Genomic DNA, 14,556 nt, shown 5'->3' on the forward strand with positions numbered 1-14,556 from the left:
GCTTGGCTCCTCTTCTTCCGTCGCTGCTCACTGGCGCGACCGCGCGCGCTGGAAAACCGGGTTCTGCCCCGCAGATGTGCGGAGCCAGGATAGGCAAACTCAGCCGCGCAGCTTCGCGATGACCAGATGGCCGGGAATGGGCTGGCCTTCTTCGAGGCGGACGGTGATCTCGGTGAGGTCGACGAGGTCGAAGCCCGTCGCATCCAGACGAGCCCGCACATAGGCCTCCGAATGGGCGAAGCGCTGATGCGGGCCGACCATGAAGGGTCGGCCGGCAAAGGCGGCGTCGGTCAGGGTCTCGCTGGAGAAGACGAACAGGCCGCCCGGGCTCATCGTCTCGGCCGCCGCGAAGAACAAAGGCTCGAGCGCGCCCAGATAGGGCAGCACATCGGTCGCGGTCACCAGATCGAACGGGCCGTCGTCATTGTCCTCGAGATAATCGACCGCCTCCGCCACGTAGAGGCTGTCGTAGATCTCCTTCTCATGGGCGATCTCGACCATGTTTTCCGAAAGATCGACCCCGGTCCGGGTCTCGGTCATGTCGCTGAGCGCGCCGCCGGTCAGCCCCGTGCCGCAGCCGAGGTCGAGGAAGTTGCCGAAGGGGCCGAGCGAGAGCGCCTGCAGGCGCTGGCGCACCAGCATCGGCACCGAATATTCGAGCTGCTCGACGAGGATCTCTTCGAAGGCATCGGCCTGCTGGTCGAAAAGGGTGGTGACATAGGCCTCCGGCGCGCGGTCGGGCGTCTCGCCGCGGCCCATCGAGGCAATGCGGACGGCGGCGCCGCCATGATCGTCCGGGTCGAGGGCCAGCACCTCTTCATAGGCCTTGACGGCCTCGTCCACCTTGCCGGCTTTTTCGAGCGCGAGAGCGCGGTTATAGGCCTCCGCGAGGGCCTCTTCATCGATCTTCTGGGTCATGCCGCCTTGTAGGACCCTCGGCCGCGCTTGGCAACGGCTGCGGCAGCCTCAGCACACGGCATGGACCAATCAGAAAAACGCATTTGCGCGGCGGGTCGCGGCCTGACTATGAGGGATCGTCAGACGAAGCGGGAGAGCATCATGACGCAGACGACGGGCGACAAGGTCGCCATCATCACGGCCGGCGGATCCGGCATGGGCGCGGCGGCCGCGCGCAGGTTGGCGGGAGAAGGCTACAAGGTCGCCATCCTTTCCTCGAGCGGCAAGGGCGAGGCGCTGGCAAAGGAACTGGGCGGCCTCGGCGTGACGGGGTCCAACCAGTCGAACGACGATCTGAAGCGTCTCGTCGACGCGGCGCATGAAGCCTGGGGACGCGTGGATGCGCTCATCAACTCCGCCGGCCACGGGCCGCGCGCGCCGGTGCTGGAGCTCTCCGACGAGGACTGGCACAAGGGCATGGAGGTCTATTTCCTCAACGTCGTCCGCCCGACCCGGCTGGTCACGCCGCTGATGGTCGCACAGGGCGGCGGCAGCATCGTCAATATCTCGACCTATGCCACCTTCGAGCCCGATCCGCTCTTCCCCACCTCCGGCGTCTTCCGCTCCGGCCTTGCGGCCTTCACCAAGCTCTTCGCCGACCGATACGCCGCCGACAATGTGCGCATGAACAATGTTCTGCCGGGCTTCATCGACAGTCTGCCGGAAACCGAGGAGCGCCGTGCCCGCATTCCCATGCAGCGCTACGGCACGGCGAAGGAGGTGGCCGAGCTGATTGTGCTGCTCGCCGGTCCGCGCGGCGGCTATATCACCGGGCAGAACATCCGCGTGGACGGCGGCATCACCCGCTCGGTCTGATGCCTCGCTTGAGCAGCGGGGTCAGTTGATGATGAACTCGCCCCGCAGCGCCTGCCAGTCGCTCGCCGAGATCAGCTTCCGGTGGACATAGCGAACCGAATGCAGCGGACCGTCGAGCGTCTCCTGCCAGAATTTGAGGAAGCTCTTCATCTCGGGGAAGTGGGGAGCGAGATCGTAATGCTGCCAGATGTAGGTCTGGAGGATCGTCGGCCGGTCGGGCAGGCGGTAGAGGATTTCCGCCGTCGTCAGCCCGTAACCCTTCAGCTGCAGTTCCATGTCCTGTGCCATGCGAGACCTCATCGTTGCTGAATGATGGTCCGTATGATTGAAGCGCCGATCTGGTGAATCAAGCGTTAATGACAGGGGTATGACGAAAAATATTGTGCGATAACAGATGCTTGGCAGCAGCTTCATGGGAGTGCTGCCAAGCGGCGCCGGATCGGCGCTACCGCTTCAGATGCCGCGTCAGCCGCAGTTCCAGCCAGGCCCAGACATTGCGCAGCAGTTCCACCATCATCAGATAGAGCACCGCGGCCCAGAGATACATCTGGTAGTCGAAGGTGCGGGAGAAGGCACGGCGGGTTTCGCCCATCAGATCGAAGACCGTGACGATCGCGACGATGGCAGACCCCTTGATCATCAGGATGATCTCGTTGCCATAGGGGCGCAGCGCCACGATCATCGCCTGCGGCAGGATGACCTTGAAGAAGGCGATTCGCTGCGGCAGGCCGAGGGCGGCGGCCCCTTCTCGCTGGCCGCGCGGCACGCTTTCGATCGCGCCGCGCAGGATCTCGGCCTGGTAGGCGGCCGTGTTGAGCGTAAAGGCGAACAGCGCGCAATTCCAGGCATCGCGGAAGAACCACCAGAGCCCCAGATCCTGCAGCTGCGGGCGGAAGCTGCCGAGGCCGTAATAGATCAGGAACAGCTGCATGATCAGCGGCGTGCCGCGGAAGGCGTAGACATAGAGATAGGCCGCCCCTGCGGCGAGCCTGTTCTTCGCCATCCGGCCGGCGGCGATCGGCAGCGAGAGGAGGGCGCCGATCGAGATCGAGGCGGCGACGAGGCCGAGTGTCACGCCGAGGCCGGAGAGGAGGCGTGGGCCATAGGTGGCGAATTTGGCCGGGTCCCAGCCCTCGACCACCATGAGAACCATGCCGATGCCGGCGGCAAGCCAGATGCCGAGCACAATGCGCCCTGCAAGCCGCGCCAGCGTATAGGGCTTGGCGGCAGCCGGCGGCGGGGCCTGCGGCGGGATCAGTCCATCGGCGCCGATCGCCGGTGGCGGAGCGGTGGTTTCGAGGCTCATCGGGCCACCTCCGAACGGCGCGCCCAGCGCTCGACCAGCTTGATCACGAAGGAGGAGGCAAGCGCCAGAACGAGGAACAGCAGGCAGGCGAGCCCGAAGAATTCGAAGGCCTGTTTGCTGACGCGGGCGGCGATGCCGGTCTGGCGCAGAATGTCTGGCAGGCCGATGACCGAGACGAGCGCGGTATCCTTCAACAGCGCCATCCACAGATTGCCGAGGCCGGGCAGGGCGATGCGGATCAACTGGGGCAGGATGACGAGCCGCATGGTCTTGCGGCGTCGCAGACCCAGCGCATCGCCGGCCTCATACTGGCCGCGCGGAATCGCCTTGAAGGCGGATTCGAGCACTTCGGCGCAATAGGCCGAAAAGACGACGCCGAGCGCGATCATGCCGGCAAAGAAGGCATTGATTTCCACCGGGCCGCCATAGCCGACCAGCGCCAGCACCCTTTGTGCCAGGATCTGCAGGCCGTAATAGACGATGAACAGCGTCAGGAGTTCCGGCAGGCCGCGGAAGATGGTCGAGTAGATATTGGCTGCCAGCCTCAGCGAGGGTTCCTCCGACTGACGGGCCAGCGCCAGCATGAAGCCGAAGAACAGGCCGACCGGCAGGGTGGCGATCGCCAGCGAGGCGGTGACCAGAAAGCCGTAGCCCACTTCGTCGCCCCAGCCCGCGTCGCCGCAGGCCAGCAGGCTTTGCCCCGCAAACAGCCGGAACAGACCGACAGGTCCGCACCATGGATCGATGATGGCCCCCACCGTGGAAACGGCGGAGGAAAGCGCGGCGAATAATCCGCTCATGAGATGCACGGTCCCCTCGAGGCGTTTCTCAAACGGACGCCCCTTCTCGATGGCTTCAAGTTTTGGGACAAAAGCCGGCCGAGGGCAAGGCTCTGTTTACACTGCACACAGATGAGGCATCTGCACCCTGAGCAGCATGCCAGCGAGAGGCCCTTCGTTGCCCTAAGTCTCCGGCGTTGAGCTGACGTCAGGCCGCAGGAAAATGCCAGGCGACCGGTGAGCCGCCTGGCAATTTACGCCTTAGCCGCCGTAGACGTCGAAGGTGAAGTACTTGTCCTGGATCTTCTTGTATTCGCCGTTGTCGCGGATCGCCTTGATCGCGGCGTTGAACTTCTCGCGCAGCGCGTCGTCGCCCTTGCGCAGCGCGATGCCGGCGCCTTCGCCGTTGATCTTCGGGTCGATCGGCAGCGTGCCGAGCAGCTTGCAGCAGGCGCCGTCGGCGGTCTTCAGCCATTCCGAGAGAACGACGACATCGTCGATCACCGCGTCGATGCGGCCGTTGACGATGTCGAGCTTGTATTCGTCGGCGGTCGGATAGAGCTTGACCTCGGCGCCCTTCATATGGGCCTCGGCATAGTTGGAATGGGTGGTGGAGCCCTGCGCGCCGAGCGTCTTGCCCTCCAGCGCTTCCGGCGTTGCGGCCGTGATGTCGCTGTCCTTCGGCACGGCGATGGCCGGCGGGGTGTTGTAGTATTTGTTGGTGAAGTCGACCTTCTCCTTGCGCTCGGCCGTGATCGACATGGAGGCGATGATTGCGTCGAACTTCTTGGCCTCGAGCGCCGGGATGATGCCGTCCCAATCCTGGGTGACGAAGCTGCACTCCGCCTTCATCTCGACGCAGAGCGCCTTGGCGATGTCGATGTCGAAGCCGGTCAGCGAGCCGTCCTGTTCCAGCACGTTGAAGGGCGGGTAGGCGCCTTCCGTACCGATGACGACCTTTTCACCATCTGCCAGCGCCGCACCGGCGGCCAGCGAGAAGACGGCGGCGGCCGCGGCGGTCATGAAATGTTTCCGGGTGAACATGGAGATCCTCTCTGTTGGCGGACGGGCGGCCTGCCATTGCTTCGGCAGTTTCGATCAATCGCTCCGTCCTTGGGCCGGCGGCCAGTGCCGGCTTGCCAGGATTAATCCGACTGTCCGTCGCAAATGCAACAGGAAAAGCGCTGCTTTACCAAAAGACGATGCTCACCTTTCCGAACCGCCCGCTGCGCCTATCTGTCGCGCATGAACGCGGCATTCATCGCCGATTCAGGTCGGCGCTGCTAGCTCAGTAAGGCTTAAGGCACCGATCGCGACGGTGCCGACTGCGACGTTCTCAAAGGATCCGGTCTCGGCCGGGGACGATAACGAAATAAGCCTCTCCAGGAGGAGATGACCCATGACCATTCGTTCAAAACTTTTCGCGACAGTCGCGCTGCCCGTGCTTTCGGCCACGATCGGCCTGCAGCCGGCGCTGGCGGAAGTCCAGTACCAGCCATTTCAGATTGCCCAGGCCGAAGTTGATCCAGGTGCCGCCGATGGCGGTGGCGCCAGCGAAGAAGAGCTCTTGAAGAAGCGCCGCGCCGAACGCCGCGCCCAGCGCGAACAGCAGGGTGAGCAGGAGCAGTCGGGCGACGATGCCGCCAAGCCGAGCCGCGAAGAGCGGATCAAGGCGCGCGAAGAGCGCCGTCGTCAGCAGGAGCAGAATGCCGACCAGGGCGGCAACGACCAGAAGCCTGCCGGCGACGATGCCGCCAAGCCGAGCCGCGAAGAGCGGATCAAGGCGCGTGAAGAGCGCCGCCGCCAGCAGGAGCAGAATGCCGACCAGGGCGGCAACGACCAGAAGCCGGCCGCTGCCGATGACGGCGCTGCCAAGCCGAGCCGCGAAGAGCGGATCAAGGCGCGCGAAGAGCGCCGCCGCCAGCAGGAGCAGAATGCCGACCAGGGCGGCAATGACCAGAAACCGGCCGCCGCCGATGACGGCGCCGCACAACAGAGCCGCGAAGAGCGGATCAAGGCGCGCGAAGAGCGCCGCCGCCAGCAGCAGCAGAACGCCGGCCAGGACGGCGTCGGCGAAGGCGCTGACGATGCGGCCAAGAGCCGCGAAGAGCGGATCAAGGCCCGCGAAGAGCGGCGTCGTCAGCAGGAGCAGTCTGGTCAGGGCGGCGTTGGTGCAGGGACTGCCGATAAGGCGGCGCCGGCAGACGCAGCGGCACCGGCCGAAGGCCAGAGCCGCGAAGAACGCCTGAAGGCCCGCGAAGAGCGCATCAAGGCGCGCGAAGAGCGTCGTCGCCAGCAGCAGCAGGACGGCGTCGGCTTCGATTCCGCGCCGGCCGACGACAGCGCGCAGGACCGTCGGCGCGACCGCAAGCCGATCGCCGACAAGCGCACGCGGGAAGAAAAGGAACAGCTCGCCCGTGATCCGTCGAAGAGCGACGACACGGTCGTCCTTCCGGTGGAAAATGGCGCCGCCGTTCTCGACAGCGACAAGGATGCCGACAATCGCGGTGGCCAGGACGCGCGCGAACGTCGTCGTGCGGAACGCATCAAGGCCCGCGAAGAGCGCCGCCAGGCTGCACCGACGAGCGACGCCGAAGCCCAGTCCGAGCTGCGAGAGCGCCGTCCGTCGCGTGACGAACTGCGCGCCGCCATCGAGGAACGCGGAACGCGTATCGACCGCGTGCCGGAATATGATGCGCAGGACTTCATCGAAGGCTTTGGCGACCGCCGTCGTCCGCGCATCGAGGAAGGGCGCAACAACCGAATCGTTCTCGATTTCGGCGACGAAGTGGTGGTGCGTGGCGACGACCGTCCGCGCCTGCGCCGCGACGCCCGCGACAGCTATTATGAAGAGCTGGGCGGTGGCCGCACGCGCGAAGTCATCGAACGGGCCAATGGCGTCCGCGTCGTCACGATCTACAACCGCTATGGCGACATCGTCCAGCGCTCGCGCATCAACCCCGATGGCCGCGAAGTGCTGATGGTCTACGCGCCCGACGTGGACGGGGGCGATCGCCCGCCGGTCTACGACGTCGGCGAGGACCTGCCGCCCATGCGCCTGACGGTGCCGGTCGAAGACTACATCATCGACACCTCCACGGAGCCGGATCGCGACTATTACGCCTTCCTTTCCGAGCCGCCGGTCGAGCGCGTCGAGCGGACCTACTCGATCGACGAAGTCCGCAACTCCGCCCGCCTGCGTGACAAGGTGCGCCGTGTCGACCTCGATACGCTGACCTTCGCCACCGGCAGCGCCGAGGTGCCGCAGTCCCAGACGGAAACGTTGCGCCGTGTTGCCGACGCGATGCTCGAGGTGATCGACAAGGATCCGGGCGAGACGTTCCTGATCGAAGGGCATACGGACGCCGTCGGCTCCGATCAGTCCAACCTGATCCTGTCGGATGAGCGCGCGGAATCGGTGGCCTCGCTGCTGACCGATATCTACGAGATCCCGCCGGAAAACCTGGTCACCCAGGGCTATGGCGAGCGCTTCCTCAAGGTGCGCACGGACGGTCCCGAGCAGGAAAACCGCCGCGTCACCATCCGCCGCGTCACCCCGCTGGTGCGCCCGGTGGCCGAAAAGTAAGCATCAGGCGTTCAACAAAGAAAGCGGCCCGGCAGTCCCCCTGCCGGGCCGTTTTGTCGTTGCTGGCAGCATGCGCTGCCGATGAAAGACGGCAGTTCGCCGTTTCAGGTTGCAGGCCGCGTCAGCGCGCAGAGAGCTTCGACAAAGTCGGCAAGGGCGGCTGTGTCGTTGAGGTCGAAGACGGCGAGGCCGGGGGCCTCGACCGGGTGGTCGGCGGCGATGGCGCGGATATGCGGGTCGGTGGGGGCGAGCGGCGTCGTGTTCTTCGCCTCCAGCCGTCTCGCCTCGATCTTCGGGATCGGCTCGCGCTTGTAGCCTTCCACGAGCACGAGATCGCAGGGCGCCAGGCGCGCCAAAATCTCTTCGAAGCTCGGCTCGGCTGCGCCGCGCAGCTCATGCATGATCGCAAATCGCGTGCCGGAGACGATCGTCACCTCCTGCGCCCCGGCTTCGCGGTGGCGAAAGCTGTCGGCGCCCTCCTTGTCGATGTCGAAATCATGATGCGCGTGCTTGATGGTCGAGACCCGGTAGCCGCGCGCCGTCAGTTCCGTCACCAGGCGGACGGCGAGGCCGGTCTTGCCGGAATTCTTCCAGCCGGCAATGCCGAAAACCTTGGGCTGCGTCATTCGTCGTCTCTCCGCATGGCGAGTAGTCGTTCGGCCTCGGCCAGGTCTTCGGGCGTGTTGAGGTTGAGGAAAGGGCTGGGGTCCGACGCCGGAAAAATGACGGTGGCGGCCCTATGGCGTTCCTGGAAGCTTCGGACCCGGCGTTTTGGGTCGGTGCGCAGGAACGTCTCGAGATCATCGGCAAGCCTCGCCGGCCAGAGCGCGAAGACCGGATGCAGCGTTTCGCCTGATGCGGCGACGGCGATCGGATAAGCGTCGCTGATGGCCTCCCTCAGCCGCGTGACGAGCATCTGCGGAAAGAAGGGTGCGTCGACCGGCACGGTGGCGACGAAGTCCTGGCCGATCGCCTGCGCATGCCGCAGTCCGGCGAGGACACCGGCGAGCGGGCCGAGACGGACCGCGTCGCTGTCGGGAACGAGGGTCACGTCGGCAGCCATGTCCTGCGGTGCGCTGCGGCTGTTGAGCGCCAGCCAAGAGACCTGCGGGCGGAGGCGCGCCAGCGCGTGAACGGCCAGAGGGCGACCGCCGAGCAGAGCTTCGGCCTTGTCACGACCCATGCGCCGCGATTCGCCTCCCGCCAGGACAAGGCCGAGCGTCATCGAGCGCCGACCTCGCACGATCCCGGCGCGGCAACGCGGTCCGGTTGCCGAGGTGACCTCATCCGCCGGTCACGCTCATATGGCGCGAGACGGCCGGGCGGTTGTTGCGATCGATGATGAAATCATGGCCCTTCGGCTTGCGGGCGATCGCCGCGTCGATGCGGGCTTCCAGCAGCGCGTCGCCTTCGCTCTCGCGAACGGCGGCCCGCAGATCGGCCGCATCGTCCTGGCCGAGGCACATATAGAGCGTGCCGGTACAGGTCAGGCGCACGCGGTTGCAGCTTTCGCAGAAATTGTGCGTCATGGGCGTGATGAAGCCGAGCCGTCCGCCCGTCTCCTCCACCGTCACATAGCGGGCCGGTCCGCCAGTGGCATAGGCGTTGTCGCGCAGCGTGAAGGCACTGCCGAGCGACTGGCGCAGCTTGGAAAGCGGCAGATAGAAATCGGTGCGGTCTTCGTCGATCTCGCCCATCGGCATGGTTTCGATCAGCGTCATGTCCATGCCGCGGCCATGCGCCCAGCGGATCATCGCCGGGATCTCGGTCTCGTTGACGCCCTTCAGCGCCACCGCGTTGATCTTGACCTCGATGCCCGCCTTCTGCGCCGCATCGATGCCGTTGAGCACCACGGCCAGATCGCCGCGCCGGGTCAGCGCGCGGAAGCGGTCGGCATCGAGCGTGTCGAGCGACACATTGATGCGCCGCACGCCGGCCGCGGCGAGCTCGCCGGCATAGCGGGCCAGTTGCGAGCCATTGGTGGTCAGCGTCAGCTCCTCGAGTGCGCCGCTTTCCAGGTGACGGCCGAGACTGCGAACCAGGCTCATCAGGTTCCGGCGCACCAGCGGTTCGCCACCTGTCAGCCGCAGCTTGCGCACGCCCTTGGCGATGAAGGCCGAACAGATCCGGTCCAGCTCCTCGAGCGTCAGCAGGTCCTTCTTCGGCAGGAAGGTCATGTCCTCCGCCATGCAATACGTGCAGCGGAAGTCGCAGCGATCGGTCACGGACACGCGGAGATAGCTGACGGCGCGGCCGAAGGGATCGATCATCTGCGACGCGCTGGTGCTGCCGGGCGCGGGCTGCGTGAGCGCCGGTGCGGCGGCAGGCTCTGCAAAGGTCTTGCGCCGGTCGATGATGATGCTGGTCACGCCTGTCTCCGTCGTTCGCAAGGACTATATCATGGCATTGCCGGCTCCGCGCAATGGCCGGCAACGCTTCAACCCGCCGTCGGCTGCGTCTCTGGCCGGAATCGGGTTAAGAGAGGGAAGGGGGCGGCGGGATGACAATGTCCATTGTGGCGAATGTGCCCCTCGGACCCGGCAAATCAAGTGGCAGTGACGAGAGGGTGAACGGATGAGCGAGATCTGGCCGAGCGAACTGACCGTGTCGAAGGACCGGCGCACGCTGACGATTGTCTTCACCGACGGGCTGCGCGGCGCAGTCCCTGCCGAGGCCATGCGCGTCCTTTCGCCCTCCGCCGAGGTGCAGGGCCACGGGCCCGGGCAGAAGGTGACGGTGCCCGGCAAGCGGGAGGTGACAATTCGCGCCGTGCAGCCCACCGGCAATTACGCGGTGCGCATCGCTTTCGACGATGGACACGATACGGGCATCTTCACCTGGGCCTACCTGCGGCAGCTGGTGGAAGAGGGCGATAGCCTGTTTGCCGCTTACGAAGCGGAACTGGCGGAAAAGGGTTTGAGCCGCGACCGTCCGGGTTACGCTCGATGACCGGCGCGGACAGATCCCAGGAGACCATCCCATCACCGGCACCTCCGCGCCGCGCAGCCGGCCTTTTCGACCGCGCCGGCTGGAAGCGCGAGCGGCGGGAGGACGAGGAGGACAAGGTCGCCTTCCCCGAACTGTTCTTCGACCTGGTCTTCGTCTTTACCGCCATCGAGCTCAGCCATCGCCTCGCCGGTCACTATTCGCTGACCGGCTTCGTGCAGGCGATCGTGCTCATCCTCGCCGTCTGGTGGGTCTGGATCTTCACCACCTGGGTGACGAACTGGCTGGATCCGGACAAGCCGCCGGTTCGGGCGATGCTCTTCGTGCTGATGTTTGCCGGGCTGCTTCTGTCCACCTCGATCGGCGAAGCCTTCGAAGAAAAGGCGCTCATCTTTGCCGGCGCCTATGTGGCGATGCAGGTCGGGCGGTCGCTGTTTGCGCTCTATGCGCTCTACGGGCACAGTCCGGACGAATTCGACAACCTGCTGCGCACCACCTGCTGGCTTCTCCTGTCGGCGCCGTTCTGGATTGCCGGTGCGCTCATAGGCGGCGAGGCGCAGCTTTTCCTCTGGATCGCGGCGCTGACGATCGAATATCTGGCGCCGGTCCTCAATTTCCGGGTTCCGGGCCTCGGTCGCTCGGGTATCGAGGATTGGGATATCCTCGGCGCCCATATGGCCGAACGCTGCGCGCTGTTCGTCATCATCTGCCTCGGCGAGACGGTTCTGGCGTCCGGCCGAACGTTGGTCAGCCTGGAACTGACGCCGGCGATCTTCGCCCTGTTTGCCGCGTCCTTCGCCATCACCGTGTCGATGTGGTGGATCTACTTCCGCTTCGGGCAGGAGAGGGCGGCGGAGCGGATCGAGAAGGACGCGACGCCCGGCGATGTCGCCCGCACCATCTTCACCTATGCCCACATCCCGATCGTTGCCGGCATCATTCTCTGCGCGGTGGGCGATGAGCTCGTGCTCAAACATCCGACCGGGGAAACCGATTTCAAGACGGCAAGTGCGGTGCTCGGCGGACCGGCGGTCTTTCTTCTCGGCAATCTCTGGATCAAGGGCGCCGTCGCGCCGCGCCTGCCGCCGTCCCACCTGGGCGGTCTGGCGCTGCTTGCGGTCATCGCGCCGTTCGCTTTCTTCGCCGAGCCTTACCAGCTGTTTCTAGCGAGCCTCGGCGTGCTCGTGATCGTCGCCGTCTGGGAATATATCTCATTGAAGGCCCTGGCAGCGACCGGCGAGGGCGAGAACCATTCGGAATAGGCAGGCGGATCGAAGCTCCGGCGGGGACGCCTGCGACTAACGGCGGTAGAGCAGCCAGCTCTTGCCGGTGTCCTTCTTCATCCCGTCCTCATAAACCGTCCAGCGGTTGCGGCCGGAATTCTTGGCGCAGTAGAGCGCGATATCGGCCTTCTGGTAGAGATCGACCGGGTCGTCGGCGACGGACGCCTGGCAGACCCCCAACGAGAGCGTGATCGGGCCGTAGTTGACGCCGGTCTTGGAATTTTTGAACGGTGTGTTGGCGAGCGCCAGGCGAACGCGCTCGGCGATCGCCATGCTCTCTTCCACCGTGCTGTCGGTGAGGATGATCGCGAATTCCTCGCCGCCCGTGCGCGCAACGAAGGCGTCGCGGCGGAGGTTGGAGCGGATGACCGTGGCGACGGTCGCCAGGATCTTGTCGCCGACCGGATGACCGTAGGTGTCGTTGACCTTCTTGAAGTGGTCGATATCGGCAACCAGCAGCGTGGTGAAGGGGCGGGCGTGCTCGGCATTGTAAAGGCTGGCCAGCCTTTCGTCGAAGGCGCGGCGGTTTGCGAGCCGGGTCAGGGAATCAGTGTTGGCGATGCGCTTGTACTCGTCGAGCTCCTGGCGGATGACCTCCATCTCGACCGATTTCATCTCCACCGTCTCGGCGCGCTCGCGCCCTTCCTTCATCGTGTCGGCGGTCGCCTCGCTGATCAGCGCCACGGCATTGCGCAGGATCTCGACGCCGGAGGCGCTCTTGCTGGTGATGTTCTGGTAGGCTTCGCCCAGTACCTTGTTGTAGTTCTCGAGCGCGAACTGCTCTTCGCGCATCATCGTCAAGAGATCGGTCAGCTGCTTGACGAGCTTGTTGTGCGCCCGTTCGACGCCGGCCGCATGGTGGATATGGGCGAAATAGCGCGATGCGATCTCGTCCAGCTCGTCCTGCGTCGCCTTGCTGCCCAGCGCCGCCAGCTCCTTGGTCAGCTTCGGGTTGGAGCCGATATAGGCCTCGTAATAGAGCTCGTAATTCCGCGGGATGGGCGAAATGCCCATGATGCGCATGGCGAATGTCACCTGCGTGGCAATGTCGGGGGCCTGAGGCTTGTTGACAATCGGCGGCTGCACTGGAGGTTCCCGCGTTCTGAATGTGCCCGGGAGCCTACATTGTGAATGCTTTTCCAATGCTTAACGTGACGCGAATATTATCGATCGCATTGCAAACATCTTCGCACGCGCTGAAACGCCACGGCCTCCGTCATGCGGTGATGACGGAGGCCGTGCCAGCGTGACGTAAGGCTCGAACAGATCAGGCTGGGCTGATCATGGTTTCCGGGCGGACGACGGCGTCGAATTCCTCATCCGTCACATAGCCGCCGCCCACGGCCTCCTCGCGCAGCGTCGTGCCGTTCTTGTGCGCGGTCTTGGCAATCTTGGCTGCGTTGTCATAGCCGATCTTCGGCGCGAGCGCCGTGACCAGCATCAGCGAGCGGTCGAGCGCCGCCTTGATATTGTCTTCGCGCGCTTCGATGCCGACGACGCAATGGTCGGTGAACGAGACGGCTGCGTCGGCAAGCAGCTGGACCGACTGCAGGAAGTTGTAGGCCATCAGCGGGTTGTAGACGTTGAGCTCGAAATGGCCCTGGCTGCCGGCGAAGGTCAGCGCCGCATGGTTGCCGAACACCTGCACGCAGACCTGGGTCAGCGCTTCGCACTGTGTCGGGTTGACCTTGCCCGGCATGATCGACGAGCCCGGCTCGTTTTCCGGCAGCGACAGCTCGCCGAGGCCCGAGCGCGGACCGGAGCCGAGCAGGCGGATATCGTTGGCGATTTTGAACAGAGCGGCGGCGGTGGAATTGATGGCGCCATGGCTGAAAACCATGGAATCATGCGCAGCCAGCGCCTCGAACTTGTTCGGCGCCGTGGTGAAGGCGATGCCGGTGATCGCGGCGATCTCTTCGGCCACCTTCTCCGCAAAGCCGACCGGGGCATTGAGGCCGGTGCCGACCGCCGTGCCGCCTTGGGCGAGTTCCTGCAGGCCGGGCAGCGTCATCTCGATCCGCTTAATCGAGGAGGCCACCTGCGCGGCATAGCCGGAGAACTCCTGTCCGAGCGTCAGCGGCGTCGCATCCTGCGTGTGGGTGCGGCCGATCTTGATGATGTGATCGAAGGCCTTCACCTTAACCTCGAGCGCCGCATGCAGGTGCTTGAGCGCCGGCAGCAGATCGTGCACGACCCGCTCGGCGCAGGCGATGTGCATGGCGGTCGGATAGGTGTCGTTGGACGACTGGCTCATATTGACGTGGTCGTTCGGATGAACCGGCTTCTTGGAGCCCATGGTGCCGCCCAGCAGCTCGATCGCGCGGTTGGAGATGACCTCGTTGGCATTCATGTTCGATTGCGTGCCGGAGCCGGTCTGCCAGACGACCAGCGGGAAGTGGTCGTTGAGCTTGCCGTCGATCACCTCCTGCGCAGCCTTTTCGATCGCGTCGCCGATCGCAGGGTCTAGGCGGCCGAGCGCGACATTGGTGCGTGCCGCCGCCTGCTTGACGATGCCGAGCGCACGAACGATGGCCACCGGCTGCTTTTCCCAGCCGATCTTGAAATTGCCGAGCGAGCGCTGGGCCTGTGCGCCCCAGTAGCGGTCGCTTTCGACCTCGATCCCGCCGAATGTATCTGTTTCCGTGCGCGTTGCCGTCATCGTCTTTCCCCCTGGCTCGTCCAGATGATCGCCCGCGGCGCCTGCCGGCGGGCGGCTGGGGCGACAGAAGCCGACGCCCCGACAGGGCTCCTCTGTGCCCCGGTTGCGCGCCGCTTGTAAAGAGGGGCGGGCCTGTGGCTCCCGCGCGAATCGATCAGACTTTTGTGGGGCTCGACAGCGCTTGTGCCTTTTGCACCACAGACGTGACCGGAGTTGCACGCTGC

14 protein-coding genes are annotated in these 14,556 nt (G+C 65.1%); 4 read left to right on the forward strand and 10 right to left on the reverse strand.

Features of this window, described 5'->3' with window-relative positions:
* Nucleotides 1-99: 99 nt before the first annotated feature.
* A complete protein-coding gene (locus U8330_RS08115) occupies nt 100-918 on the reverse strand; it encodes a methyltransferase (protein WP_323104684.1) in 819 nt (272 codons plus the stop codon).
* 141 nt (nt 919-1,059) lie between these two features.
* Between U8330_RS08115 and U8330_RS08120 the strand changes: the two genes are divergently transcribed.
* Nucleotides 1,060-1,773 carry an SDR family oxidoreductase gene (locus U8330_RS08120; RefSeq protein ID WP_323104686.1) on the forward strand — a complete coding sequence of 238 codons (714 nt, stop codon included), beginning with the start codon at nt 1,060-1,062 and terminating at the stop codon, nt 1,771-1,773.
* 21 nt (nt 1,774-1,794) lie between these two features.
* Here U8330_RS08120 and U8330_RS08125 read toward each other — a convergent pair whose 3' ends face one another.
* The 4 genes from U8330_RS08125 to U8330_RS08140 form a co-directional block, all read right to left on the reverse strand.
* Nucleotides 1,795-2,061 (reverse strand): aspartate-semialdehyde dehydrogenase, encoded by a 267-nt coding sequence (locus U8330_RS08125; RefSeq protein ID WP_323104687.1) that lies wholly within the window; start codon nt 2,059-2,061, stop codon nt 1,795-1,797.
* A 157-nt stretch (nt 2,062-2,218) separates the two neighbouring features.
* Nucleotides 2,219-3,079, reverse strand: coding sequence for an ABC transporter permease (locus U8330_RS08130; RefSeq protein ID WP_323104689.1), 861 nt, complete (start codon nt 3,077-3,079; stop codon nt 2,219-2,221).
* On the reverse strand, nt 3,076-3,879 hold the full coding sequence (locus U8330_RS08135; RefSeq protein ID WP_323104691.1) for an ABC transporter permease: 804 nt from the start codon (nt 3,877-3,879) through the stop codon (nt 3,076-3,078). The genes U8330_RS08130 and U8330_RS08135 overlap by 4 nt, the downstream gene beginning before the upstream one ends.
* Before the next feature lie 240 nt (nt 3,880-4,119).
* Nucleotides 4,120-4,902 (reverse strand): ABC transporter substrate-binding protein, encoded by a 783-nt coding sequence (locus U8330_RS08140; RefSeq protein WP_323104692.1) that lies wholly within the window; start codon nt 4,900-4,902, stop codon nt 4,120-4,122.
* A 355-nt stretch (nt 4,903-5,257) separates the two neighbouring features.
* Between U8330_RS08140 and U8330_RS08145 the strand changes: the two genes are divergently transcribed.
* Nucleotides 5,258-7,444, forward strand: coding sequence for an OmpA family protein (locus U8330_RS08145; protein WP_323104694.1), 2,187 nt, complete (start codon nt 5,258-5,260; stop codon nt 7,442-7,444).
* Between the two features lie 104 nt (nt 7,445-7,548).
* Here the strand turns inward: U8330_RS08145 and mobB are convergent, their stop codons facing one another.
* From mobB to moaA, 3 genes are read right to left on the reverse strand one after another with little or no spacing between them, the layout of a single operon-like run.
* Nucleotides 7,549-8,070, reverse strand: coding sequence for a molybdopterin-guanine dinucleotide biosynthesis protein B (gene mobB / locus U8330_RS08150; protein WP_323104695.1), 522 nt, complete (start codon nt 8,068-8,070; stop codon nt 7,549-7,551).
* Nucleotides 8,067-8,669, reverse strand: coding sequence for a molybdenum cofactor guanylyltransferase MobA (mobA, locus tag U8330_RS08155; protein WP_323104696.1), 603 nt, complete (start codon nt 8,667-8,669; stop codon nt 8,067-8,069). The genes mobB and mobA overlap by 4 nt, the downstream gene beginning before the upstream one ends.
* Nucleotides 8,670-8,727: 58 nt before the next feature.
* Nucleotides 8,728-9,714: a GTP 3',8-cyclase MoaA gene (gene moaA, locus U8330_RS08160; RefSeq protein ID WP_323107228.1), complete on the reverse strand. Its 987-nt coding sequence runs from the start codon at nt 9,712-9,714 to the stop codon at nt 8,728-8,730.
* A 304-nt stretch (nt 9,715-10,018) separates the two neighbouring features.
* Between moaA and U8330_RS08165 the strand changes: the two genes are divergently transcribed.
* Both U8330_RS08165 and U8330_RS08170 read left to right on the forward strand, forming a co-directional pair.
* Nucleotides 10,019-10,393: a DUF971 domain-containing protein gene (locus tag U8330_RS08165; RefSeq protein ID WP_323104697.1), complete on the forward strand. Its 375-nt coding sequence runs from the start codon at nt 10,019-10,021 to the stop codon at nt 10,391-10,393.
* Nucleotides 10,390-11,652, forward strand: coding sequence for a low temperature requirement protein A (locus U8330_RS08170; RefSeq protein WP_323104698.1), 1,263 nt, complete (start codon nt 10,390-10,392; stop codon nt 11,650-11,652). The genes U8330_RS08165 and U8330_RS08170 overlap by 4 nt, the downstream gene beginning before the upstream one ends.
* A 36-nt stretch (nt 11,653-11,688) precedes the next feature.
* Here the strand turns inward: U8330_RS08170 and U8330_RS08175 are convergent, their stop codons facing one another.
* Complete coding sequence (locus U8330_RS08175) at nt 11,689-12,759, reverse strand: GGDEF domain-containing protein (protein WP_416236832.1); 1,071 nt, start codon at nt 12,757-12,759, stop codon at nt 11,689-11,691.
* Nucleotides 12,760-12,940: 181 nt separating this feature from the next.
* Nucleotides 12,941-14,332 carry a class II fumarate hydratase gene (gene fumC / locus U8330_RS08180; RefSeq protein WP_323104700.1) on the reverse strand — a complete coding sequence of 464 codons (1,392 nt, stop codon included), beginning with the start codon at nt 14,330-14,332 and terminating at the stop codon, nt 12,941-12,943.
* Nucleotides 14,333-14,556: the final 224 nt, after the last annotated feature.

The sequence above is a fragment of the Rhizobium sp. CC-YZS058 genome (assembly GCF_034720595.1).
Classification (GTDB): domain Bacteria; phylum Pseudomonadota; class Alphaproteobacteria; order Rhizobiales; family Rhizobiaceae; genus Ferranicluibacter.